The sequence below is a fragment of the Halopelagius inordinatus genome (assembly GCF_900113245.1).
Taxonomy (GTDB): domain Archaea; phylum Halobacteriota; class Halobacteria; order Halobacteriales; family Haloferacaceae; genus Halopelagius; species Halopelagius inordinatus.
Genome location: NZ_FOOQ01000001.1, coordinates 420,726 through 442,331 on the forward strand (window position 1 = coordinate 420,726; position 21,606 = coordinate 442,331).

The following is a 21,606-nucleotide window of genomic DNA, read 5'->3' on the forward strand; positions in this document are numbered from 1 at the left end:
ATTAACGTATGACCACTCCACGGATAAGGATTGCGAGTGTCCTAGTACCATGGCCCGCTTCGAGTGGACGTGCGGTTGTCAAACGGAGGTACTAGTTGAATTTTCTGCCGAGTCCGTCGATTCCGGGTGGATACGCCGACGCATTCGGCGTCGATTTCGTTCCCCTCTGTCGAGACGAGCGTTTCTCCTGCTGGGAGGGGACGGAGCGCGCGTGTCGGACGCGGATTCGGTTCGGCGACTCGGGATTCGACCGGAAACTCCGCTCGCGAGGCGGGGCGACGCGGCCGTCGCGGACGAGAGTCGGCGTCGTCTCGAAGACGCCGTCCGGTGACGAGAAAACGCCGAAACGCGACAACCGGACTCCTATCGGACGGCGGAACGGAATTAGTTGAAGGACAGGCCGCTATCGAACTTCTGTGCGATATCCTTCTGCTGGACGTAGTTCGCGGCCGCGAGCAACGTCGGCGCCCACAGGCCCACGAAGATTCCGCTCTCTTTGTTCCCTTTGACGTAGAACTGATACCACGAGAGCAGCACCGACCCCGCGGCCAGCGTCGCGATGGGGTCGCCAGCCGACATCGGCGCTTCCTCTGCTATCTCTTCGCCCTTCTCTTCGAGATCCGAGCTGTCCTGTTGGAATAGTGCCATTGCGCTTAGACGTTAGTGCATATCCACTTCCGTATTCTGCTGTCGTGTGCAGGCACTGTCGTTCGTTCACGTGTCATTCATGTCGGCATTCGTATGATTGCTCTCGGAATCCCCTTCCCCTCGATAGAACGGAGACGGACGTCACCCCCGGTGGACATCCTCCGCCGCGCGTTCGGTCGGTGTCTCTTTGTCCCGGCGGGGCGGTTCGGCCGGTATCTCCGCGCGCGGGTCAGGCGACGCCTTCGACCCTTCTCGCGGGCGTCAGGTCGTGAACACTCGCACTTGGAAAGGAGACAGAGAGAGCGTCGCCCCCTCCTCGTCGGGCGAGAACTCCGGCGGCGTCCCGCGAACGGGGTCGCCGCGTTCTTCGACCCGGTCGGTGTCCGTCCACGGCCACGGGATGTCGAAAGCCTCGAACCCGTCGGGGCCGCAGTTGGCGACGACGACGACCTGTCCTTCGCTTCCCAGTTCCCGTCCGCCGGTTCGACAGTAAGCGAACGCGGGCACGCCGTCGTCTTCGTCTATCGTCGGGTGGGCGTAGAAGAACTCGACTTCGTTTCGCTGTAGCGCCTCCGCCTCCGTCCGCAGGTGGATCAGATCCCGAACGCCCGACTGGAGAGCGTCGTGACCCGGGTAGTCGCGGCGACTCCACTCTACCGGGTCTTCCATCTTCAGTTGCCAGTCCGTGTAATCGAGGTCGTGTACGTCGCCGAACTCCTCGCCCGTGAGAAACATCGGGATGCCGACGGCGGTCAAAAGCAGGGCGAAGGAGCCTCGAACCCGGTCGACCGCCTCCCCGTGGGCGTCTATCTGGACGCCCGGCGCGGCGGTGACGAGTTCGTCGAGCAGATACCGAACGTTGTCTATGGACCCGTCTCCTATCCCCCGTTCGCGGACGAGTTCGCCGAAGATGTAGTTCATCAACCGCTGTTCGCCTCGCTCTCCCATGTCGTGAGACGTCATGTAGTTGACCGCCTGCGAGAGGTCGGTAAAGCCCTCCTCGAACGCTCGGTCCCTGTCGTCCCACGTCCGCCGGCCCGAAATCAGCGCTCGAATGCGCTCGCTCCGGGACGGTTCTCCCGGTTCCGTCTCGATTTCGTCCCGGAGCAACCGCCGAGACTCGTCTCGGAAGTCGAAGTTCCACATGGCGTCTACCACCTTGCGACCGTCGGGGTTTCCGTCCTCCTCGCGGACGATTTCGGTGCGCCCCCACGAGTCTTCCGCGACGACCAGAAACGGCCGGTCGGAGAACTCGTCTCGGTGCGCCGCCCACGCTCTGTCCCGGAACTTTTGGACGAACTCCCAGTGATCCATTCCTTTGAACTCGTCGATGCGGAAGCCGTCGACGTGGTACTCTCGAATCCAAAAGTCGGCCATCGAGTAGAGAAACTCCCGGGCGGGGTGGTAGCCGTCGACGGCGTTCTCGAAGTCGAAGCGACGCCCGCCCCAGTCGGGCCGGTCGGGTTTCTCTTCGGGGTCGAGAAAGAACCGGTCGCCCGCGAGCGTCTCCAACGGGCACTCTCTCGCGTGGTTCATCACGATGTCCATCAGGACGCGAATCCCGCGCTTGTGGCACTCTTTCACGAGGAACTTCGCGTCAACCGGGCCGCCGAAATCGAGGTCCGGCGCGAAGAAAAAGCGCGTCCCGTAGCCCCAATCGAGCGTCACCGCGGCGTCTTGGATGGGCAGCAGTTCGATGGCGTTGACGCCGAGCGATTCGAGTTCGTCGAGGTGTTCGCTCAGCAGGCTTTCGAAGTCGCCGTCGGGGACGTTCCGGTCGTCGTTCGACGAGGCGGGCGACGCCCACCGGAGCGGTAGTTCGTAGACGACGAGTTCGTTGTTCTCCGGTAGCCCCGCATCCGGGAGTTCGTCCTCCCACGAGAACGCCGGCCGGAACCGCTCTCCGTCTCTGATGCGGAACGTGCCGCGGCGACCGCGGAACCGGGTAATCTCCTCTGCGAACGGGTCGGCGGCGACGACGGGTTCGTCGTCCCCGCGGTGGACCACGTACTCGTACTCGTATCTGCCGTCAGAGAGGTCGAGACCGTCTACGTCGAGTTGGTACCAGTCCGTGGCGTCCGGGACGGGGTCGAGCGCCTCGGTTCGCCAGCTTTTGGGGTCGAATCTGTCGCGCGAGAGCAACGGCGCGAACCGAACCTCGACGCGGTCGGCATCCGTCACCGGAACGCGGAGTACTCCGTCTTCTCGAACGTCGGGAAAGTCCATGGATGGAAGTACAGTCTCGTGTGCGGGTGGACGCGAAAAGGCTCACGGCCGATGGGACCGAGGAGTTTAGCCCCCGACGGCCGAACCGACGACAAGTCGTGGTCGCGCCCTCGCACCTAGCTTACCTCGTCGTCGCAGTCGCCACGCACGCGCTAGTCGGGTACACTCTCGGTTCGGTCGCGTTCGACGCGCCGCGCGCCGGGTTACTCGGCGGTGTGGTCGCCGATATCGACCTCATCCTGCCGTTAGCGTGGACTTTCCCGCTCACACATCGCGGCATCACGCACACCGCACTCGCCGCCTGTGTCGCAGTCGCCGTCGCGGCGACTCTGAGTCGGGCCGCGGCGAAGGGCGTCGCCGTCGGCTACGTCTCGCACGTACTGGTCGATAGTACGACCCCCATGGGCGTTCCCGTCGCATATCCGGTCTCTGCGACGTACGTCGGGTTCGATACTCCGTTCGGCGGGCACTCCGACCCGGTGACGGTGGTTCTGTGGGGGTGCTGTCTCGCGGTGCTTTGGCACCGACGGCGGGCGCGTCCGGCGTAGACCGGATGTCTCGTCCCGCGAGTCCGGGCGCTTCGACGAACCCGTAGAGCGCCCGCGCGTCGCTCTCGACCCCCGTCTCCGAGCACCGCTATCGCCCCCGAGAAAGTCATGTTGCGAACGCGGAACTGACAGTCACGACGGACTCAACGTCAGCAAACAGATAAGTTGATGTAATACCGGACCCTTCCGATCGAACGTCCGAATGTCTGGTTCTGACTCGTCCGACTACTCTCCCGCATCGGCGAAGGAAGCTGGCGAATCTCTCTACGAGAGTACAGCCGACGTGTTGCTGACGGGCGTCGGGATCATCATTCCGTTCATCGTCACGCTGTACATCTTGAACGTCGCGTTGGACTTCGTCAGGTCCGCGCTCCGCCCGGTGATCGACCTCTTGCAGTGGATCGGTCTCATCGAACTGATCGAGAGCGCGGGCTTCGTTCTGTTCCTCATCGAACTGAACGTCTACTCGATGGTGATCAGCTTCCTCGGCGAACTCATCGCAGTCGCCGTCTTGCTCGGCGTCGTCGTCGTCGTCGGCTCCGTCGGCCAGAACCGCCACGGCGAACGGGTCATCGACTTCGTCGATCTGGCGATCACGTCGATTCCCGGCATCGGCACCGTCTACAAGAGTTTCCGCCGGATGGGCGACGTCATGTTGGACCAAGAGGCCGAGAACTTCCAAGAGATAAAACTCGTCGAACTGCTGGGCGACGACGTCTACGTCATCGGGTTCGAGACGAGTCGCTCGCCGGACACGGTGACTGCGGCGACGGGTCACGACGAGATGGTGACGATGTTCATCCCTCTCGCCCCGAACCCGGTGACAGGCGGCTTTCTGACACACGTCCCGAGAGACAACGTGTACGACGTGGACATGACCATAGAGGAGGGCGTCCGCAGCATCCTCACGAGCGGCGTCGCCACCGGCGAGAGCGCGGGCGAGACGACCGAACTCACGATGGGCGACCTAGAGAAGATTACAGATATCGACCGGTTGCAGGACGCGATTTCCACGGACGAGACCGACGACGATGACGACTCCTCGCGGTAACCGCGTCCGTTCTGCCTCCCTCGGAGACGTCCTCCGTCCGAAGCGCATCTCTCCGTTCTATCGCTCCAACACGATAGGTTCGGAGTCGTTCGTCCGCACCCGACTTCGGCCCGTATCTGACTTTCCGGAACGGACGAGCCAGCCGTTTTCAGCGTCGAACACCGACGTCCGTGCGATGACCGAGTCACGCGCGCACGTCTTCATCTCGGGCGACGTTCAGGAGGTTCACTTCCGCGACAACACCCACGAAACCGCTCGTGCACACGATATCGAGGGATGGGTCCGGAATCTCGACGACGGCCGGGTCGAAGCACTCTTCGAGGGGGACCGAGAGGACGTCGAAACGATGACCGAGTGGTGCAAACGAGGGCCGGTCAAAGCCGACGTGACCGACGTCGAAATCGAGATGGGAAAGCCGCAGGGCGACCTCGAAGACTTCGAAAAGCACTGACCGCCACGCGGAGAACGGCCTCTCCCTCGTCGGCGGTGACTTACAAGGGCCCGTAGCCCGACTCACCCGTATGGACCTACGCAAAGCAGTCCGTGATCGGGAGCGACTCGCCCGCACACTCCTCGCGTTCGGCCTCTCGGTCGTCGCGATTCGCTCGCTTCGGAACGGGAAACGGCTGAGCGGACTTTTGGCCGGTGGGGGCGCACTCGCGGCCGGATACGCCGCGGTGACCCCGTCCGGAGAACTGGAGGACCTTGACGAACTGACGGAGACGCTCGACGTCGGGACGACCGACGAGGACGCTGACGACGAGGATTCGAGCGGTCGAGAGACGACCGAAGACGCGGGGAAACTCCGCTGTGCGGCCTGCGGCGAACCGATATCCACGGGCCAGACGCGCGGGCCGAACGAGAACGACGAAATCGTTCACCTGGACTGCAAGTAATCGTCCGCGGGTAGTCTGCGAATCCACTTTTCGGCCCCAGTTCGACCGGTAGTCGGGTGTCGCCCACAGAATCAGGAGCGTTCGCGTCGCTCGGCGGTCGGATTCGAAACCTCGGTCGCTTCGCTCCCTCGGTAGTTCGCAGGAAAATGCCGCCTCCCGGATTTGAACTTCCGAAAGACTCGCTCTGCTCGTCTTTCGACTTCCCGCTCGCTGCGCTCGCAGGAACGGGGACTGCTCGATATTCAGCCGAGTTCGGACTGTTTCGATGGGGAATCGAGTAGAATCGGGATGCCGCCTCCCGGATTTGAACCGGGGACAGCTCGATCTTCAGTCGAGTGCTCTCCCAGTCTGAGCTAAGGCGGCGCGCATTCTGTGGGATGCTGGTTACACAAAAAAGGATTTCGAAGTGGCCGCGCCTTACGTCACTTTTCTGCGCTCCGTGAACGATTCGGAGCCCGAGTCCCACGTCACGGTCGTCTCCGCGGTGAGGTAACCGCCGTTCTGTCTGACCTTCACCGCGTCGAAGAAACCGAGGCTCACGCGCTTTGTCGCCGTCTTCGTCTCGCCCGGTTCGATTTTCCGGAACGTCTCGTTGCCGGTCCAGACGACGTCGTCGCCGGCGGACATCTGCGTCACGAACTCGACGTTCCGCGCGGTGGTACGCTGCGTGTTCGTCGCGGCGACGGTGACGTCGCGACACGTCAGCCCGCAGTGTTCTATCGTCCGAATCTCGAAGTCGAACCGGAGGTTCTCGTTTTGATTTACGGTCCCGACTTGGGCGGGGTTCGTCCCGCTTCGTTCCGCGGCCGCGGCCTGTGCGGACCCGGTCGATTCGCCCGCGGACGGCGGGTTGGCGGCGTCGGCCGCGACGATTCCGCTCGCTCCCGAGACGAGGACGAGAAAGACTGCTCCGAGCGCGAGTACGCGTGTCATGTACTCGACATCGGGTCGAAACGACCCTGGGGTTGATGCCTTCGTGTGCGGGGTGGCTTCCGTTCCCGTTCGAGCGGTAGACGAGTCCCAGAGACTGTTCGACGACGAGACAGAGAGACCGTCTGCGGCCTACTGCCCGCGAGGCCGTTCGACCGGTCGAATCGCGACGACGCCGTAACTGTGGAGAGTAATCTCGTACCCCTGGTAACCGAACGTAATCTTCCCGTCGCCGACGTGTCGTCCGTTGATCATCGGAGCGAACAGTTGGTCGAGCGCGTCGGGGTCGATTACGGTGTAGAGCGGGTCGAGTTCGATGGGGGACCTCTCTTCGAGTGCGGCCACGGAGTGGACGACGACTTCCTGCGGTGCGTCCACCCGTTGGTCGTACTCCGTCCGATAGGTCTTCGTCTCGTCGTGGTACGTCAACGCCCCGGCCGAGTCGAGCGAGTCGAGAGAGACGGAGGTTCTCGGATGTCCGGCCGTACGGTCCTCCGAAACTTCTCCATAGTCTGCTGAATCGTGCGGCGAACTTCCCCCAGAGGTCATAGAGTGTGTACGTTACGACTACGGCTGGGCTTACAGTTATCCCTTACTAAGTAGGGCATTTAAGTCAGATGCGCTCGCGGGGCCGCACGCGTGTTCTCAAAAACAGTCTCTCCTTCAGTTCCCCCTGAACTAACGATAACTGATTGAGTTACCGATAATCGCTTAATATTATGGGTATAAACGAATATATAGTTTAGTGAATGACAATCTGAAATACCCAGAGCCCTCTGTCGATTATTTCCCGGCAGGAAGTGAGTGGGCTCGGGCGGATGTCGAACCTCGGTCGCTCACTCCGTTCGCTCCCTGCTTCGAATCCCCGTCGCCCACTCAGACGACACAGACTCCTCGCTACGCTCGTCGTTTTGTGTCGTCAGAAGTGGGCTCGGGCGGATTCGAACCACCGACCTCGTCCTTGTAAGGGACGCGTCATAACCCCTAGACTACGAGCCCGCATCTCGATTCTACTTCCACGGCGGCATAACGGTTTCCAATTCGCTCGCCGGAATCCTTACGCGCGTCCCGTTCTATCTCCGTGTATGGTCTCGCGGTCGACACTCGCCACGTTCGCACTCGCGGTGGTCGTCCTCGCCGCCGCGACCGGTGCCGTCTACGCGTTCAACCCCGCCGCGTTCCCGACCGGCGACTACGAACGCGCGACGGTGACCGTCGCAGACGAGGCGGACAACCGGACGCTCGCGACGGTCGACGCCCGAATCGCGGACACTCATCAGAAGCGCTACACCGGTCTCAGCGAAACCGAATCGCTCGGCGAAGACGAGGGAATGCTGTTCGTCCACGACGAAGAAGACGAGTACGCCTACGTGATGCGCGAGATGGCCTTCCCCATCGACATCGTCTTCGTCGGCGAGAACGGCACGATAACGCAGATTCACCACGCCGACCGTCCGCCCGAGGGCACCTCCGGAGAGGAGTTGACGAGGTACAACGGAACCGGGAAGTACGTCCTCGAACTCCCCTACGGCTACACGAACCGGACGTGTATCGACGAGGGAGACCGGATTCGAATCGGCGACTACTGACCGGAAGGCGAAACACCGACGTGAGCCGGTTCCGAACCTGCCGACATGGGCGAACACGTCGAGGCACTCGCCGAGTTAGAGGGGTGGCGCACAGAGGGGTTCGCGGCGAGAGTCCACTACCGCGGCGCCGATGACCGCTACAGCATCGAGTTCTACGAACCCTCGGAGTGCGTCCTCTACTGGAAGGTGAAAGACGACGGCGAAACGGCGGTTCCCGTCGGCAGAGATACGGTCCCCGACCCGTTGCGGACGCGCATCCGCGAGGACCTCTCGGAGGCGTCTATCGACCCCGACGTAGAGCGACGCGTGCTGTAGGGGTCCACCGGTGACGGGTCTCTCTCGGCCCCGACCGTTTCGGTTCGTATCAAACGGTTTAGTGTGCTGGGCCCCCGAAGACCAGTAATGGCTACCTCCCCGGACGACGACGACCCGTTCGAGGAACAACGGGAGAACGCCGAGAATCCGATGCGACGCCTGTTCGCGGCGTACGGGTTCCAAAACTCCATGCAGTTCTCTGTCGGTGTCCTCGCCAGCGTCGGCGCCCGACTGTTGGACCTCCTGCCTCCCTTACTCCTCGGTATCGCCGTCGACGCTATCTTCCTCGACGAACGCGCGTTCGACCTGCCACTCGTCCCGCAGGCGTGGCTTCCCGCGGCGCGAGACGCGCAACTGTGGTTCACTATCGGCGTCATCGCGTTCGCCTTCTTCGGCGGTGCCGCCTTCCACTGGACGCGAAACTGGGGGTGGAACTCCTTCGCGCAGAACATCCAACACTCCGTCCGGACGGACACGTACGACAAGATGCAACGGCTGAACATGGAGTTTTTCGCCGACAAGCAGACGGGCGAGATGATGTCCATCCTCTCGAACGACGTGAACCGCCTCGAACGGTTCCTCAACGACGGGATGAACTCGGCGTTCCGACTCGGCGTGATGGTCGTCGGCATCGCGGGCATCCTCTTTTGGCTGAACTGGCAACTCGCCATCGTCGCTCTCCTCCCGATGCCGCTCATCGCTCTGTTCACCTACTTCTTCATAAAGACGATTCAGCCGAAGTACGCCGAAGTCCGCTCTTCTGTCGGTCGGGTGAACTCCCGGTTGGAGAACAACCTCGGCGGAATCTCCGTCATCAAGACGTCGAACACCGAGAGCTACGAGTCCGAACGGGTGGAGGACGTCTCGATGGACTACTTCGACGCGAACTGGGACGCTATCGACACCCGCATCAAGTTCTTCCCGGGCCTGCGCATCCTCGCGGGCATCGGCTTCGTCCTCACCTTCACCGTCGGCGGTCTCTGGGTGTTGAACGACGCGGGGCCGTGGTTCTTCACGGGAACGCTCGACCCCGGAGAGTTCGTCACGTTCATCCTCTTCACCCAGCGGTTCATCTGGCCGATGGCGCAGTTCGGGCAGATAATCAACATGTATCAGCGGGCGCACGCCTCCAGTGCGCGGATGTTCGGCCTGATGGACGAACCGTCGCGCATCGAGGAGAACCCCGACGCGGAGGAGTTGGTCGTCCGCGACGGACGCGTCGAGTACGACGACGTGACGTTCGGCTACGACGACGAAGAGACCATCGTCGAAGACGTCTCTTTCGACGTGGCAGGCGGCGATACCCTCGCACTCGTTGGTCCGACCGGCGCGGGCAAATCGACGGTTCTGAAACTGCTCATGCGGATGTACGACGTAGACGAAGGCGCGATTCGCATCGACGGTACCGACGTGCGCGACGTGACGATTCCGAGTCTCAGACGGGCCATCGGCTACGTCGGACAGGACACGTTCATGTTCTACGGGACGGTCGAAGAGAACATCCGGTACGGGTCGTTCGACGCCTCTCACGACGACGTGGTGGCGGCCGCGAAAGCCGCAGAAGCCCACGAGTTCATCCGGAACCTCCCCGAGGGGTACGACACCGAAATCGGCGAACGCGGTGTGAAACTCTCCGGCGGTCAGCGCCAGCGTCTCTCCATCGCCCGCGCCGTCCTCAGAGACCCCGACATCCTCGTCTTAGACGAGGCCACATCCGACGTGGACACCGAGACGGAGATGCTCATCCAGCGCTCTTTGGACCGCCTCACGGAGAATCGCACGACGTTCAGCATCGCCCACCGCCTCTCGACTATCAAGGACGCAGACCAGATTGTCGTCCTCGAAGACGGGCGCATCGCCGAACGCGGGACGCACGACGAACTCATCGACGACGACGGCCTGTACGCTCACCTCTGGGGCGTCCAAGCGGGCGAGATAGACGAACTCCCCGACGAGTTCGTCGAACGCGCGAGTCGCCGCGCCTCCCGAACCGGCGTCGAGAACGACGACGACTGAGGCGCGAAACGCGACTCTCATCCGGCGATTATACAAGCGGTCGGACCCCACGTCGCCGTGTATGCGACTCTCGGAGGCGACGTGGACCGACGTGTCAGAACTCGTCGCGGAGACGGACGTCGCGTTGGTTCCCGTCGGTAGCACCGAACAGCACGGCCCGCACGCACCCCTCGGGACCGACGCGTTCACGGCCGAGGCGGTGGCCGAGGCGGGCGCGGAAGCGTACGACGGAGACGTGGTCGTCGCTCCGACGCTTCCCGTCGGCGTCGCCGCCGAACACCGCCAGTTCCCCGGCACGCTCTGGTTCTCGCCGGAGACGTTTCGGTCGTGCGTCCGCGAGACGGTGGCGAGTCTCGCCGAACACGGGTTCGACCGCGTCGTCGTCGTCAACGGACACGGCGGTAACGTGGGCGCCCTCGACGAGGTGACCGGGACGATAACCCGCGAAGACGACGCCTACGCGGTGGCGTTCACGTGGTTCGAAGCCGTCGGCGAACACGCCGCGAAGATGGGTCACGGCGGGCCTCTGGAGACGGCCTTGCTCCGCCACCTCCGACCCGAACTCGTCCGCGAGGAGCGAATAGCGGACGCCGCAGAAGGGGGAAGCGACCGGTGGGGCGAGTGGGTCTCCGGCGTGAACCTCGCGCACGACTCCGCGGAGTTCACCGAGAACGGCGTGGTCGGCGACCCGGCGGAGGGAGACGCGTCGCTGGGAGAGGTGTTACTCGACCTCTCGGCCGAGTCGTTGGCGGACCTACTCTCCGCCGTGGCCGAACGAGATGTGGACCGACCGCCTCGGCGCGACTGAGTTACTCCTCGTCCTCTTCGTCGGCCTCGGATTCGTCCGCGTCGTCGTCCGCGTCGGCCTCGGATTCGTCCGCCTCGTCGGTTTCGTCCGCGTCGGCGTCCTCGCTCGCCGCGTCTGCGGCCTCCTGTAACTCGCTTCGTAGTTGCGGCATGGTACTCGTCAACTCGCCAACGAGGTCACCGGCCTCCGTGACGGTCACGAACAGTTCCTGCAGGGACTCTATCTCCGCTTCCAGGTCGTCGGGGTCGTCGAACGCGTCCGCACGCTGACCGACGATGAACGTCTTTTTCGCCTGCCGGAGGTGTTCTTCGGCCTCCTCCGCGTTCAGCGCGGATTTGAGACCGTTGAGGACGCCGAGGACGTTCTCGGCCTCCGTGCTCCAGATGGCGTCGGCGTCGGGGAGAGACCCCCGCGCGGCGTCGAGATGTTCCTCGACCTCAGAACGCATCTCCTCTGCGGCCTCTCCGAACAGGTCGTCGTCACCGAGTGTGCGTTGACTACTCATACTCGTCTCTTCGGCTCGGGGTCGTTTAAATACATGCCCGAAAGTGAAAGTGAAATCACTCCTCGGACGGGTTCTCTCGCCCGTTCAGTCCTCGACCGAGACGAGGCGCATCGCGGGATAGTCGCCTTCCATCTCCATCCGCGTTCGGACGCGCGTCCCCTCGTACTCCACGGTCATCTCGACTTCCATGAACCGCCCCGTCAGTTCCGCGTAGTCCGCCGTCGAGTCGGCGAGTTCCGACGCGAGGTCGTCGACGAGAATATCGACGTCGACGCTCTCGCAGTGGGGTTGATTCTCTATGGCGTCTTCCATCGCGCGGGCGAGGGAGTCGGCGCTGACCGGACTGACGGGCGTTCCGGCGAACTGGTGGTACAGCGACCCGAACTTGATTCCGGCCTCGAAACAGGCTGTCTCTGCTGTACTCGGCATAGAGTTGCCTCCCGTCCGACCGAAGATAGGCGTATCGGCTCGAAACGTCGCAGGCGCGAATCGGGTCTTTCTTAGCCATCCTTCGCCCAGTAACGACCGAATGGACGACCCGGTTCTCTTGACAGGGGCGGGTGGGCGCGTCGGTCAGGCTATTCTCCGCCACATCGGGGCCGACTACGACTGGCGACTGCTCGACCGCGAACCGCTGTCTAACGACAAGATTCCCGAGGGAGTCGACGAAGCGTCGGTGCACGCCGTCGACATCACCGACGAGGAGGCGGTCGAAGAGGCGGTCTCCGGCGTCCGCGCCGTCATCCATCTGGCGGGTGACCCACGCCCGGAAGCGCCGTGGAGCAGCGTTCTACGGAACAACATCGACGGGACGCACACCGTCGTTCGGGCCGCCGCGGAGGCGGGCGTCGAGAAGTTCGCCTTCGCCTCCTCGAACCACGCCGTCGGCAACTACGAGACGCCCGACCGCACGCCCGACATGTACCGACCGGAAGACGAGTTCCGACTGGACGGGACGGAACTCCCTCGACCGAGCAACCTCTACGGCGCGAGCAAGGCCACGGGGGAGGTTCTCACTCGGTACTACCACGACGAGTACGGCATGTCGGTCGTCAACGTCCGAATCGGGAACCTGACCGAAGGCCACCCGCCCATCGACTACGAACGCGGACAGGCGATGTGGCTGTCGTACAAGGACTGCGCGCACCTCTTCGAGTGCTGTCTCACCGCGGACTACGACTTCGAGATAGTGTACGGCATAAGCGACAACGATCGAAAGTACTACTCTATCGACCGCGCCCGAGACGTGCTGGGTTTCTCGCCCGTCGACAACTCCGCGGAGTTCGAAGACGAAGACGACGAGTGACTCAGTCGAACAGTCCGGACACGTCCCGTTCGCGCGCACGTTCGCGTTCGACGTGCGCGAACAGTCTGTCGTAGAGGATATCTCGGTTCTCCCTGTCGCCGACGAAATCGAAGAGGAACGCGACGTACCGCGTCCCCGCCCGCCCGCCTCCGACGCCCGGTTCGTCTTCTCGCACCTCTTCCGTCGCGTACTCCACCGCGCGTTCGAGGACGCTCTCGTCGTAGGCGTCGTACTCCTCGGCGACGAGTCTCGCCGCGTCGGCGACGTCTTCGAACGACAGGTCGTCCGCTCGGACGACTCGCCCGTCGATGCGCAACGGACGCGGACGCGCGCGTTCGGCGAACTCCGGGTCCCCGGCGAGGCGTTCGAGGTACCTCCGAACCGCGTCGACGTTCACGCCCCGGTAGCCCGCGTCGAGAGCGTCGAGATACTCGCGTGCGCTCGTCGCCAGTCCGGTCGCACCGCTCCAGTTTCGGTTTCGCGCGTGGTGGACGGCGGCCGTGTACTGGATGAGTCCGTGAAGCAGTCGTTCGTCCGGCGTTCCGTCGTCCAATTCGAGCCACCGCGACTCCCACGCGTCGTGTGCGGCGTGGTGGTCGCCCGCGTTGAACACCGCCGCGCCGACCCGGAGCGCTCCGTCCATATCTTCGACACGTCGTCCGCCTCGTAAATAGCCGACGCTCGTCCCAACGCATCGGTGATACGCTTATACGTATCGGATTCATAAGGCCCGTGATAGCACATGACTATAGTCGGAACCCCAACCGTCTCGGAGGGTGACAGATGAACCGGACGCGAGAACCCGTCTGCGTCACGTGCGGTTCTCAGTATTCGTTCACGAGTACGTACAAGGGTAACTACTGCCCGGACTGTCACGAGAAGTGGGTCGACTCGCCGACGGACGAGTCCCCCCGCGACCCGTCGCCGCGGCCACTCCGAACGCGTCGCACTCCGTCTGTCCGCCCCATAGCGGAGAGCGACGACGAGACGGACGTCCCTTCGAGGTACGACGAGGAGTAGCCCCGGATACGGACCGGTTCGATGCCCTCAGGGACGAAAACTCGCTGTCGGTGGTTTCTGTGGCCTTCGCTTCGTTCGGCAACGCTGAAACGACTCGTCGCTTCGCTCCTCACGTAACGTCTCGCAGAAACGTCCTGACGGAGTCCCACGCGAGCGAACGCGAGCGTGGGGCAAGTCAGGTCGCGAACGAAGTGAGCGTCCTGACGGAGATTTGAACCCAGTCGCTCCCTGTTCAAATCTCCTTGGAGGAGTTTCGCGAGGCGCAGGCTCTTGGCTTCGCTCGTCGTGTAGCGCCTCGCAGAAACGTTCTGACGGAGTCCCACGCGAGCGAACGCGAGCGTGGGGCAAGTCAGGTCACGAACGAAGTGAGCGTCCTGACGGAGATTTGAACTCCGGTCCCTGGCTCCGCAAGCCAAGAGGATAGTCCACTACCCTACCAGGACTCACTTCCGGATACTCCTCGTTTACTTAAGACGGTTACGATGTATGCGCAGAGAGCGACCACCCGCCGTCGATGGTGTCTCTGCTACTCGAACGTATCTCTGATTCCACTCGTCGCATAACCCCTCGTAGAAATGTCCCGACCGATGTTTGAACTCACCGAGACTCGCGTTACTCGTCTCGTCTGCCCAACTCTTCTCGGATGAGTCAACCTCCTCGGCAGAGGCGAGAGACACAGAGGTCTCTCGCCGTCTTGCCTCGGTAAAATAACGTCCTGACGGAGTCCCACGCGAGCGAACGCGAGCGTGGGGCAAGTCAGGTCACGAACGAAGTGAGCGTCCTGACGGAGATTTGAACTCCGGTCCCTGGCTCCGCAAGCCAAGAGGATAGTCCACTACCCTACCAGGACTCACTCGTGGATTGGCTGTTCCCCTTGAAATGGCTTGCGATGCGGTCGGTCCCACGCGGTGTGACACCTCGGTGCGCGGAAGGCGTCAACGACCGTTTGTGCTTACGGTACCGCTATCTCCTGATGGCGCGTCCGTGGTGTATGAACCGCCGAACGATCCTCACCGGAACCGCCGCGCTCCTCCCACTCGCCCTCGCCGGGTGTGTCGGAGGCTCCGGAGGCTCCGGAGGGTCCGACGGAGAGACGGAGACGGAAACGGAAACCGGGGGACTGGGAACCGACGCGGCCGGCGGGACGGGAACGCACCCCCGCTTCACCGAGACGTCGCTCACCCGCCGCGACGAGTGTCCGTCGCCGGGCGAAGCGAGCGTCACGTTCGACGACGAGGGTGTGACGGCCACCGGCTGCATCGTCGGGAAGAACGGCTGTACGGTCCCGTCCTTAGAGGACGTCTCCTACGTCGGCGAAAAGGACTTGGTGACTCTCGTCGTCGCCGCGGTGGAGGAACGCGACGAGGACGAAGCGTGTACCGAGGCGCTGGTGAACCTCGGCTACGAGGCGCGCGTCGAACTCGACGGTACCGTCCCCGCCGCCGCCGCAGTCGTCCACGACGACGTGGACGGGCGGCGGGAGGTCACCCGCACCGAGCGCTGACCGTCGCGTCGGGGGCGCCCCCGAGACGAGCCTTTTTGTGCGAACGGGCGACCACGCCCTCTCGTGTTCCGACGCGACGCCCTAACCGACAGACTGCGGAGGGGTACTCCCGCGAAGACAACGCTTAAGCGCTGGCCTACCTTGGACGAGCATAGGATTATGGCCGCTATCGCCCGAACCACGGGTTTCTCTCTTCGCAGCGTCGGACGCGGACGACCGGACGGGGGTGTCGCGTAGATGGGGGTTATCGAAGACGTCTACGACGACCTCGAAACCGACGTCGCGTTCGAGAAGTTCGAAGCCGCGGTGGAGGACAAAGTCGAACAGATGGGCGGACTCGCCGACGAGGAGACCGCAGCGATGCTCATCGCCCACGAACTCCGCGACGAGGAAGTCGAGGGAGTCGCCGATATCGAACCCGGCATGGAGGACGTGAAGTTCCTCGCGAAGGTGATGAGCATCGGTGAACTCCGGACCTTCGAACGCGACGGCGAGGACGAGGACGGACGCGTCGCCAACGTCGAAGTCGCTGACGAGACGGGGCGCATCCGCATCTCGCTTTGGGACAACATGGCCGTCGGCGCCCTCGAAAGCCTCGAAGTGGGCGACGTGCTCCGCATCGCGGGCCGACCCAAAGAGGGGTACAACGGCGTCGAGGTCAGCGTCGACAAGGTCGAACCCGACCCGGACGCCGAGGTTGACGTACAGATGCAGGACACCTACCGCGTCGAGGACCTCTCGCTCGGTCTCTCGGACGTCAACCTGAAAGGCCGCGTCCTCAGCACGGACTCGGTGCGGACGTTCGACCGCGACGACGGCACCGAGGGTCGCGTCGCCAACCTGACGCTGGGAGACCCCACGGGACGCATCCGCGTGACCCTCTGGGACGAGAAGGCCGACCTGACCGACGCGTTCGAACCGGACGACACCGTCGAAGTCGTCGACGGCTACGTCCGCGAACGCGACGGCTCTCTCGAACTCCACGTCGGCAACCGCGGCGCGGTGGAGGAACTCGACGAAGACGTGGAGTACGTCCCCGAGACGACGGACGTAGAGCGCCTCGAACTCGGCCAGACGGTCGATATCGCGGGCGGCGTCATCGAGACGGACCCGAAGCGTACGTTCGACCGCGACGACGGGTCCGAGGGACAGGTCCGCAACATCCGCGTGAAAGACGGCACCGGCGACATCCGCGTCGCGATGTGGGGCGAGAAGGCCGACACCGACGTCGACCTCGCGGACTACGTCGTCATCACGGACGTCGAGATAAAAGACGGCTGGCAGGAGGACCTCGAAGCATCCGCGGGATGGCGGTCGACGATCAGCGTGATGGACGAGGCTCCCGACGGCGCGAACGCCGGGGAGAGCGCCGACGACGCGCAGGCGCAGACGCAGTCGCAGGGACTCGGCGCGTTCGACGGCTCTGAATCCGGTGCGGCCTCGAACGGCGAGTCCGCGTCGTCCGACGCCGACTCTGACTCCGACCCCGACGACGGTGACGTCGAGGAGTTCACGGGAACCGTCGTCCAAGCCGGTGACCCCGTCGTCCTCGACGACGGTACCGAGACGCGGAGCGTCGAGACGAACGAGTCGCTCCAACTCGGCGAGGAAGTCACGGTTCGCGGGGCCGTCCGCGAGGGCCGCATCGACGCCACCGAGGTAGCCTCGAAGAACCACTGACCCCGAGAACGCCCGCTCCGTTCGGCGACGCGGAACGGTGCGAAGCGTCGGCGACACGGGAGTTGCGCGTCCGAGACTCACGCAGAGACGCCGAGACGCGACGAGAGCCGTTACGGAAAGGATTATACGCCGCACGGACGGCATATGAGGGTATGAGCGTCGAGTTACCGTTCGCCCCGGTCGACACGATTATCCGGCGCAACGCCGGCGAGCTCCGGGTCAGCGCCGACGCGTCCGAGGAACTCGCCCGGCGCATCCAGCGCCGCGGGTCAGACCTCGCGACCGACGCGGCCGAACGCGCCGCGGAGGATGGTCGAAAGACCCTGATGGCCGAGGACTTCGGCGTCGAACAGGTGGTCGAACGGGAGGAGCTCGAACTCCCCATCGCGCCCGTCGACCGCATCGCCCGACTCGACATCGACGACCGGTATCGTGTGTCGATGAGCGCGCGCATCGCGCTCGCCGACATCCTCGAAGACTACGCCGACAACGTCGCGAGCGCGGCCGCGAAACTCGCTCGTCACGCCGACCGGCGGACGATACAGGCCGAAGATATCGAGACGTACTTCGCCCTCTTCGAGTAGACCGATGCAGTTTGGATACAGCGAGACCTGTCTCGCGCACGACACCGGTCAACGGCATCCGGAGACGGCCGACCGACTCCGCGCCATCAGGCGCGCCCTCGCGAAGCGACACGGCGCCCAGTACGTCGACCCGACCCCGGCGACCGACGACGACGTGGCGTCCGTCCACGAGACGGACTACGTCGCGGAGATTCGCGAGTTCTGCGAAGACGGCGGTGGAAACTGGGACCCCGACACCGTCGCCTCCGAGGAGACGTGGGACGCCGCCCTCGCGTCTGCGGGTATCGCACAATGGGCCGCACGAGAGGCGGTCGACGGCGCGGACGGCAGAGACACGGCGTTCTCTCTCGGGCGGCCGCCGGGACACCACGCCGTCGAAGACGACGCGATGGGATTTTGCTTCGTCAACAACGCCGCCGTCGCGGCGCAGACGGTACTCGACGACGACGAACTCGACGTCGAACGCGTGGCTATCTTCGATTGGGACGTCCACCACGGGAACGGCACGCAGGACATCTTCTACGACCGCGGCGACGTGTTCTACGCGTCGGCCCACGAGGGCGGCCTCTATCCCGGGACCGGAGAGATATCCGAGACGGGGTCCGGCGACGGAGAGAACGCAACGCTGAACGTCCCGCTCGCGGCGGGTGCGGGCGACGAGGACTACCTCCTCGTGTTGGACGACGTTCTGCGACCGGCGGTCGAACGGTTCGACCCGGACCTCCTCTTGGTCAGCGCGGGGTTCGACGCGCACCGGCACGACCCGATTTCTCGGATGCGCGTCTCGACGGAGGGGTACGCGCTGATGACGGACCGGGTCAGGAGCATCTGCGACGACGTTGGCGCGGGCCTCGCGTTCGTTCTAGAGGGCGGCTACGGGCTCGACACGCTCTCTGAGGGCGTCGCAATCGTCCACGAGACGTTCGACGGCCGGTCGCCGATGGAACCGGACGACGAGCCCAACGAGAAGACGGAGATGCTGGTCTCGGACGTGCGCGACGCTCACGGACTCGGTTCGAAGTAGCGGGCGAACTCGACGCCGAACGCGTCCGTCTCCGCCAGCGTCGCCACCTCCTCGCCGACGAGTACCTCGTAATCGTCTTCGAGCGCAGACTCCACGTGAGAGCCGAGTCCCACGTCGAAGAGGGCGTCGCTCCGGAGGTACGCCGCCGCTTCGGTGTACTCTCTGTCCCGTTCGACGACGTACCGGTCGCCGTCTAAGAACGGGCCGTAGTCGTCGCCGTCCGCGTAGGCGTCGTAGAACCCCTCAGCGTGGGCGCGGACGTGGACGGGCGGTCCCTCGTGACGAGTTATCGCCGGCAGCGTCGCGTGCGCTAGCTCGACCAAGAGGACCGCACGGTCGTCGGCGAACGCGGTCGCCCGAAGGGGGTCGAACCCGCGACGGTCGAGTTCCGACTGGACGCCCGAGAGCGACTTGCGAAGTTGCGGGTAGAGTTGGTCCTCGACGATGTCCGGCGCGTCGAACACGACGGCGACGGGCGTCGTCCCCCGTCGTTGGACGTGCGAACGCACGTCGGCGGGCGAGAGCGGGGTCGGATCCGGCGAGAAGAAGACGGACTCGTCTGGGTCGTCGAGGAAGGCCCGCGCGTGGTGTTGGAGTCTGGCGACGTTCTCCGCGGAGCAGACGGCCGCGACGTTCCGCGTCGGGTCGGTTGGGTCAACGACCACGAGCGGGTGGTCGAACGACCGCTGGCCGTGGTCTTCGGGGTCGAAGACGACCGGCGGATGCCAGTCCGCGGCGGCCCGAAGCAACGCCTCGAACCCGCCGTACTCTAAGACGAGAAGTTCCGTGAGGTAGCCCGAGAATCCGCGGGTCCTGAGGTCGCTTCCGTACGCGCCGATGCCCTTCAGGAAGCGTTTGAACACGCGCACGTCCGCGGCGAGTCCGCTGTCGATACGCTCGCGGAGGTAGGCGTTGTGGTGCGGCGTGCGGTCCACCGCAGACCGGAGCGACGACCCGTCTTCGACGTCGTAGCAGGGGACGAGGTCGATATCGAAGTCGCGGAACTCGCCGGTCACGTACGGATGTTCGGCGTACTCCTCGCGCCCGTCCGGAAGGACCGTCCGGCCGATTTCGAGACCGTACGACTCCAAGGACTCCCTATCGACGTCGGCCGGAAAGCGGACGAAGAGGTCGATATCTCGGTCCCCCGAGAGCCACGTCCCCCGGGCGGTCGACCCGACGCGTATCACGTCGGCTTCGACCGGGAGGTCTGCGAGCACGTCTTCGACGCGTTCGGAGAGCGCGGACGCCGTCTCGCGAAGTGCGGCCCGTTCGTCCTCTCCGGGGTCGATTCGCTCCCGGACGCGTTCGACGACGCGCGATATCTCCTCGGAGTCGGCCATGTTCGTCCGGGCTTGACCGCGGGCGGGCGAAAGGGTGTCGGTGCGCTCGACGTCGGCCGCACGGTGACACGTCACAGTATCGGTCCAAAACGAAAGCCCTACAAACAACCTCGGTGTACGAGAGAGTGCAGAGAACGCCCGAGCCGTCGTAGCTCAGTTGGTAGAGCACCTCGCTGTTAACGAGGTGGTCCCAGGTTCGAGTCCTGGCGACGGCGCTTCCACCTCCTCTCGTCTCCGACCGCGGAGTCGCGACTCCGTTCGTCGGTCCGGCCGACGGACAACGACAACGCTAAAGAGGCGCCCGGAGGAAGTGGTGAACGCACGAGGGCCCTTAGCTCAGCCTGGTTAGAGCGCTCGGCTCATAACCGAGTGGTCGATGGTTCGAATCCGTCAGGGCCCATACGAGTGTCCGAGCGTCAGCGAGGACCGATTTTGTACCGCTGACGGTTCGCACCGAGGAGCGAACGAAGTGAGCGACTGTGGTTCGAATCCGTCAGGGCCCATAGAAACGACGGAGGTTCGTCGAGAACCTCTATCGTCAATTCTGTGGCCTTCACTCGGAATTCGTGAGGAGACCCTCTGGAGCGTTCGGCACGTTCCTCTGTGCTCGTGGTCGCCGCAAGGTGACCAAAGAATGTACGAGCTCAAACGAGACGACGTATTGGACGATTACAGGCGGTTTCTGAAAGTCGAGCGCGGACTGAGCGAGAAAACCATCCACCAGCACGCCACCATGCTGCAGGTGTTCCTCGACCGGTACGAGCAGATTCGTCCGGCACAGGAACTCGCCAAGGAGTTCCAAGAGCACCTGATGGACGAGGGGTACTCGAACAGCCACATCAACAACACGATGAAGGCGATCGAGTACTACTTCGACTCCCTGGGCCGAACTGACGAACTCCCCGCGTCCGAACGTCGAAGCCTCCCCCGCAAGCGAACGGAACCGAACCCGCTGAGCGAGGACGAAGTACGTGAAATTCTCGGCGCTGCGAAGACGTACCGAGACACGGCTATCCTCCGGGTACTGGTTTCCTCCGGAATCCGGAAGTCGGAACTCGCGAATCTCGACATCTCGGACGTAGACCTCGAACGACGGCGGCTCACCATCCGGGAGGGCAAGGGGAACAAGGACCGAACGGCGATCGTTTCCTCGAAGTGCGCAGACGCGATCGAGACCTACCTCCTCCGGCGCGAAGACGTCGAATCAGACGCCCTATTCTTGTCCCGATACGGGAACCGGCTGACGCCGAACGGCGTGTATCAACTGGTCAAACGAACGGTGGCCAGTACCGACATCGAACGAAACGTAAAGGTCCACACCTTCCGGGCGACGTTCGCACAGCGACTCAAGGAGAACGGAGCCGACATCTACCGTATCAAGGAACTCCTCGGTCACGACGACATCCGCTCGACGATGATCTACCTGCGGATGGAGCCTGACGAGTTGGGACGCGAGCACGACAAGTACTACGTCGGCTACTAAGTACTGTCCTTCTAGTCATTTTCTCTCGCGATTTTAACCCCACAGTACGGTATCCATACAATCCATCCCTTTCGCTCATCCCAGGCCCAAAAGGTGTCAAATCCTACTATTGATGTGAACTATTGAAGCT

At 63.7% G+C, this 21,606-nt stretch carries 23 protein-coding genes and 6 tRNA genes; 17 read left to right on the forward strand and 12 right to left on the reverse strand.

What is annotated here, in order from left to right:
- Positions 1–384 precede the first annotated feature (384 nt).
- Both BM167_RS02300 and BM167_RS02305 read right to left on the reverse strand, forming a co-directional pair.
- Positions 385–648 carry a hypothetical protein gene (locus tag BM167_RS02300; RefSeq protein ID WP_092888152.1) on the reverse strand — a complete coding sequence of 88 codons (264 nt, stop codon included), beginning with the start codon at positions 646–648 and terminating at the stop codon, positions 385–387.
- A gap of 261 nt (positions 649–909) precedes the next feature.
- Positions 910–2,874 (reverse strand): alpha-amylase family glycosyl hydrolase, encoded by a 1,965-nt coding sequence (locus BM167_RS02305; RefSeq protein ID WP_092888155.1) that lies wholly within the window; start codon positions 2,872–2,874, stop codon positions 910–912.
- A 98-nt stretch (positions 2,875–2,972) separates the two neighbouring features.
- Here BM167_RS02305 and BM167_RS02310 point away from each other — a divergent pair, with 98 nt between their 5' ends.
- The 4 genes from BM167_RS02310 to BM167_RS02325 all read left to right on the forward strand — a co-directional run bounded on the left by BM167_RS02310 (position 2,973) and on the right by BM167_RS02325 (position 5,369).
- The gene (locus BM167_RS02310; RefSeq protein WP_177213266.1) at positions 2,973–3,422 is read left to right on the forward strand and encodes a metal-dependent hydrolase; all 450 of its coding nucleotides are present in this window, start codon (positions 2,973–2,975) and stop codon (positions 3,420–3,422) included.
- A gap of 202 nt (positions 3,423–3,624) precedes the next feature.
- Positions 3,625–4,473 (forward strand): DUF502 domain-containing protein, encoded by an 849-nt coding sequence (locus BM167_RS02315; protein WP_092888161.1) that lies wholly within the window; start codon positions 3,625–3,627, stop codon positions 4,471–4,473.
- A gap of 175 nt (positions 4,474–4,648) precedes the next feature.
- Positions 4,649–4,924, forward strand: coding sequence for an acylphosphatase (locus BM167_RS02320; protein ID WP_092891038.1), 276 nt, complete (start codon positions 4,649–4,651; stop codon positions 4,922–4,924).
- 70 nt (positions 4,925–4,994) lie between these two features.
- Positions 4,995–5,369 carry a hypothetical protein gene (locus BM167_RS02325; RefSeq protein WP_092888164.1) on the forward strand — a complete coding sequence of 125 codons (375 nt, stop codon included), beginning with the start codon at positions 4,995–4,997 and terminating at the stop codon, positions 5,367–5,369.
- Between the two features lie 289 nt (positions 5,370–5,658).
- Here BM167_RS02325 and BM167_RS02330 read toward each other — a convergent pair.
- The 4 genes from BM167_RS02330 to BM167_RS02345 all read right to left on the reverse strand — a co-directional run bounded on the left by BM167_RS02330 (position 5,659) and on the right by BM167_RS02345 (position 7,298).
- Positions 5,659–5,732: transfer RNA gene (locus BM167_RS02330), tRNA-Phe, on the reverse strand.
- A gap of 54 nt (positions 5,733–5,786) precedes the next feature.
- On the reverse strand, positions 5,787–6,302 hold the full coding sequence (locus BM167_RS02335; RefSeq protein WP_092888166.1) for a hypothetical protein: 516 nt from the start codon (positions 6,300–6,302) through the stop codon (positions 5,787–5,789).
- Positions 6,303–6,431: 129 nt separating this feature from the next.
- Complete coding sequence (locus tag BM167_RS02340; protein WP_092888169.1) at positions 6,432–6,848, reverse strand: DdfA family disk-determining factor; 417 nt, start codon at positions 6,846–6,848, stop codon at positions 6,432–6,434.
- 377 nt (positions 6,849–7,225) lie between these two features.
- Positions 7,226–7,298 (reverse strand) — tRNA-Val (locus BM167_RS02345).
- A gap of 86 nt (positions 7,299–7,384) precedes the next feature.
- Here BM167_RS02345 and BM167_RS02350 point away from each other — a divergent pair.
- The 4 genes from BM167_RS02350 (at position 7,385) to BM167_RS02365 (ending at position 11,027) form a co-directional block, all read left to right on the forward strand.
- On the forward strand, positions 7,385–7,888 hold the full coding sequence (locus tag BM167_RS02350; RefSeq protein WP_092888173.1) for a DUF192 domain-containing protein: 504 nt from the start codon (positions 7,385–7,387) through the stop codon (positions 7,886–7,888).
- Positions 7,889–7,933: 45 nt separating this feature from the next.
- A complete protein-coding gene (locus BM167_RS02355; RefSeq protein WP_092888176.1) occupies positions 7,934–8,203 on the forward strand; it encodes a DUF7538 family protein in 270 nt (89 codons plus the stop codon).
- An 87-nt stretch (positions 8,204–8,290) separates the two neighbouring features.
- Complete coding sequence (locus BM167_RS02360; protein ID WP_092888179.1) at positions 8,291–10,219, forward strand: ABC transporter ATP-binding protein; 1,929 nt, start codon at positions 8,291–8,293, stop codon at positions 10,217–10,219.
- A gap of 61 nt (positions 10,220–10,280) precedes the next feature.
- On the forward strand, positions 10,281–11,027 hold the full coding sequence (locus tag BM167_RS02365) for a creatininase family protein (RefSeq protein WP_092888182.1): 747 nt from the start codon (positions 10,281–10,283) through the stop codon (positions 11,025–11,027).
- Between the two features lies 1 nt (position 11,028).
- On the opposite strand, the gene BM167_RS02370 is transcribed toward BM167_RS02365, so the two are convergent.
- Positions 11,029–11,532: a DUF5790 family protein gene (locus BM167_RS02370; RefSeq protein ID WP_092888185.1), complete on the reverse strand. Its 504-nt coding sequence runs from the start codon at positions 11,530–11,532 to the stop codon at positions 11,029–11,031.
- Positions 11,533–11,616: 84 nt separating this feature from the next.
- Complete coding sequence (locus tag BM167_RS02375) at positions 11,617–11,961, reverse strand: dihydroneopterin aldolase family protein (protein ID WP_092888189.1); 345 nt, start codon at positions 11,959–11,961, stop codon at positions 11,617–11,619.
- Between the two features lie 100 nt (positions 11,962–12,061).
- On the opposite strand from BM167_RS02375, the gene azf reads away from it, so the two are divergent.
- Positions 12,062–12,838 (forward strand): NAD-dependent glucose-6-phosphate dehydrogenase Azf, encoded by a 777-nt coding sequence (gene azf, locus BM167_RS02380; protein ID WP_092888192.1) that lies wholly within the window; start codon positions 12,062–12,064, stop codon positions 12,836–12,838.
- 1 nt (position 12,839) lies between these two features.
- Here azf and BM167_RS02385 read toward each other — a convergent pair whose 3' ends face one another.
- Positions 12,840–13,481, reverse strand: a complete 642-nt coding sequence (locus BM167_RS02385; protein ID WP_092888195.1) for a DUF309 domain-containing protein — start codon at positions 13,479–13,481, stop codon at positions 12,840–12,842.
- Between the two features lie 140 nt (positions 13,482–13,621).
- Here BM167_RS02385 and BM167_RS19005 point away from each other — a divergent pair, with 140 nt between their 5' ends.
- Complete coding sequence (locus BM167_RS19005; protein ID WP_092888198.1) at positions 13,622–13,858, forward strand: DUF7564 family protein; 237 nt, start codon at positions 13,622–13,624, stop codon at positions 13,856–13,858.
- A gap of 370 nt (positions 13,859–14,228) precedes the next feature.
- Here BM167_RS19005 and BM167_RS02395 read toward each other — a convergent pair.
- Positions 14,229–14,301 (reverse strand) — tRNA-Arg (locus BM167_RS02395).
- 334 nt (positions 14,302–14,635) lie between these two features.
- Positions 14,636–14,708: transfer RNA gene (locus BM167_RS02400), tRNA-Arg, on the reverse strand.
- Between the two features lie 141 nt (positions 14,709–14,849).
- Between BM167_RS02400 and BM167_RS02405 the strand changes: the two genes are divergently transcribed.
- From BM167_RS02405 to BM167_RS02420, 4 genes are all read left to right on the forward strand, one after another.
- Entirely contained in the window at positions 14,850–15,362 is a 513-nt protein-coding gene (locus BM167_RS02405) for a hypothetical protein (protein ID WP_143095456.1), read from the forward strand.
- Positions 15,363–15,599: 237 nt separating this feature from the next.
- Positions 15,600–17,042 (forward strand): single-stranded DNA binding protein, encoded by a 1,443-nt coding sequence (locus tag BM167_RS02410; RefSeq protein WP_092888204.1) that lies wholly within the window; start codon positions 15,600–15,602, stop codon positions 17,040–17,042.
- 152 nt (positions 17,043–17,194) lie between these two features.
- On the forward strand, positions 17,195–17,626 hold the full coding sequence (locus tag BM167_RS02415; RefSeq protein WP_092888207.1) for a histone family protein: 432 nt from the start codon (positions 17,195–17,197) through the stop codon (positions 17,624–17,626).
- 4 nt (positions 17,627–17,630) lie between these two features.
- Entirely contained in the window at positions 17,631–18,650 is a 1,020-nt protein-coding gene (locus tag BM167_RS02420; RefSeq protein WP_092888210.1) for a histone deacetylase family protein, read from the forward strand.
- On the opposite strand, the gene cca is transcribed toward BM167_RS02420, so the two are convergent.
- The gene (gene cca / locus BM167_RS02425) at positions 18,629–19,993 is read right to left on the reverse strand and encodes a CCA tRNA nucleotidyltransferase (protein ID WP_092891040.1); all 1,365 of its coding nucleotides are present in this window, start codon (positions 19,991–19,993) and stop codon (positions 18,629–18,631) included. The two genes, BM167_RS02420 and cca, sit on opposite strands and share 22 nt — an antisense overlap.
- 142 nt (positions 19,994–20,135) lie before the next feature.
- Between cca and BM167_RS02430 the strand changes: the two genes are divergently transcribed.
- The 3 genes from BM167_RS02430 to BM167_RS02440 all read left to right on the forward strand — a co-directional run bounded on the left by BM167_RS02430 (position 20,136) and on the right by BM167_RS02440 (position 21,476).
- Positions 20,136–20,208: transfer RNA gene (locus BM167_RS02430), tRNA-Asn, on the forward strand.
- Positions 20,209–20,318: 110 nt separating this feature from the next.
- Positions 20,319–20,393 (forward strand) — tRNA-Ile (locus BM167_RS02435).
- 234 nt (positions 20,394–20,627) lie between these two features.
- Positions 20,628–21,476 carry a tyrosine-type recombinase/integrase gene (locus BM167_RS02440; protein ID WP_092888213.1) on the forward strand — a complete coding sequence of 283 codons (849 nt, stop codon included), beginning with the start codon at positions 20,628–20,630 and terminating at the stop codon, positions 21,474–21,476.
- The last annotated feature ends 130 nt before the right edge of the window (positions 21,477–21,606 follow it).

What these genes read in the sequence shown, in the direction of transcription:
- BM167_RS02300 (WP_092888152.1), bottom strand. Translation starts at nt 648, where the DNA reads ATGGCACTATTCCAACAGGACAGCTCGGATCTCGAAGAGAAGGGCGAA.
- BM167_RS02350 (WP_092888173.1), top strand. Translation starts at nt 7,385, where the DNA reads ATGGTCTCGCGGTCGACACTCGCCACGTTCGCACTCGCGGTGGTCGTC.
- BM167_RS02315 (WP_092888161.1), top strand. Translation starts at nt 3,625, where the DNA reads ATGTCTGGTTCTGACTCGTCCGACTACTCTCCCGCATCGGCGAAGGAA.
- BM167_RS02340 (WP_092888169.1), bottom strand. Translation starts at nt 6,848, where the DNA reads ATGACCTCTGGGGGAAGTTCGCCGCACGATTCAGCAGACTATGGAGAA.
- BM167_RS02335 (WP_092888166.1), bottom strand. Translation starts at nt 6,302, where the DNA reads ATGACACGCGTACTCGCGCTCGGAGCAGTCTTTCTCGTCCTCGTCTCG.
- BM167_RS02415 (WP_092888207.1), top strand. Translation starts at nt 17,195, where the DNA reads ATGAGCGTCGAGTTACCGTTCGCCCCGGTCGACACGATTATCCGGCGC.
- BM167_RS02440 (WP_092888213.1), top strand. Translation starts at nt 20,628, where the DNA reads ATGTACGAGCTCAAACGAGACGACGTATTGGACGATTACAGGCGGTTT.
- BM167_RS02355 (WP_092888176.1), top strand. Translation starts at nt 7,934, where the DNA reads ATGGGCGAACACGTCGAGGCACTCGCCGAGTTAGAGGGGTGGCGCACA.
- BM167_RS02385 (WP_092888195.1), bottom strand. Translation starts at nt 13,481, where the DNA reads ATGGACGGAGCGCTCCGGGTCGGCGCGGCGGTGTTCAACGCGGGCGAC.
- BM167_RS02325 (WP_092888164.1), top strand. Translation starts at nt 4,995, where the DNA reads ATGGACCTACGCAAAGCAGTCCGTGATCGGGAGCGACTCGCCCGCACA.
- BM167_RS02410 (WP_092888204.1), top strand. Translation starts at nt 15,600, where the DNA reads ATGGGGGTTATCGAAGACGTCTACGACGACCTCGAAACCGACGTCGCG.
- BM167_RS02365 (WP_092888182.1), top strand. Translation starts at nt 10,281, where the DNA reads ATGCGACTCTCGGAGGCGACGTGGACCGACGTGTCAGAACTCGTCGCG.
- azf (WP_092888192.1), top strand. Translation starts at nt 12,062, where the DNA reads ATGGACGACCCGGTTCTCTTGACAGGGGCGGGTGGGCGCGTCGGTCAG.
- BM167_RS02375 (WP_092888189.1), bottom strand. Translation starts at nt 11,961, where the DNA reads ATGCCGAGTACAGCAGAGACAGCCTGTTTCGAGGCCGGAATCAAGTTC.
- BM167_RS02405 (WP_143095456.1), top strand. Translation starts at nt 14,850, where the DNA reads ATGAACCGCCGAACGATCCTCACCGGAACCGCCGCGCTCCTCCCACTC.
- BM167_RS02360 (WP_092888179.1), top strand. Translation starts at nt 8,291, where the DNA reads ATGGCTACCTCCCCGGACGACGACGACCCGTTCGAGGAACAACGGGAG.
- BM167_RS02320 (WP_092891038.1), top strand. Translation starts at nt 4,649, where the DNA reads ATGACCGAGTCACGCGCGCACGTCTTCATCTCGGGCGACGTTCAGGAG.
- cca (WP_092891040.1), bottom strand. Translation starts at nt 19,993, where the DNA reads ATGGCCGACTCCGAGGAGATATCGCGCGTCGTCGAACGCGTCCGGGAG.
- BM167_RS02370 (WP_092888185.1), bottom strand. Translation starts at nt 11,532, where the DNA reads ATGAGTAGTCAACGCACACTCGGTGACGACGACCTGTTCGGAGAGGCC.
- BM167_RS02305 (WP_092888155.1), bottom strand. Translation starts at nt 2,874, where the DNA reads ATGGACTTTCCCGACGTTCGAGAAGACGGAGTACTCCGCGTTCCGGTG.
- BM167_RS02420 (WP_092888210.1), top strand. Translation starts at nt 17,631, where the DNA reads ATGCAGTTTGGATACAGCGAGACCTGTCTCGCGCACGACACCGGTCAA.
- BM167_RS19005 (WP_092888198.1), top strand. Translation starts at nt 13,622, where the DNA reads ATGAACCGGACGCGAGAACCCGTCTGCGTCACGTGCGGTTCTCAGTAT.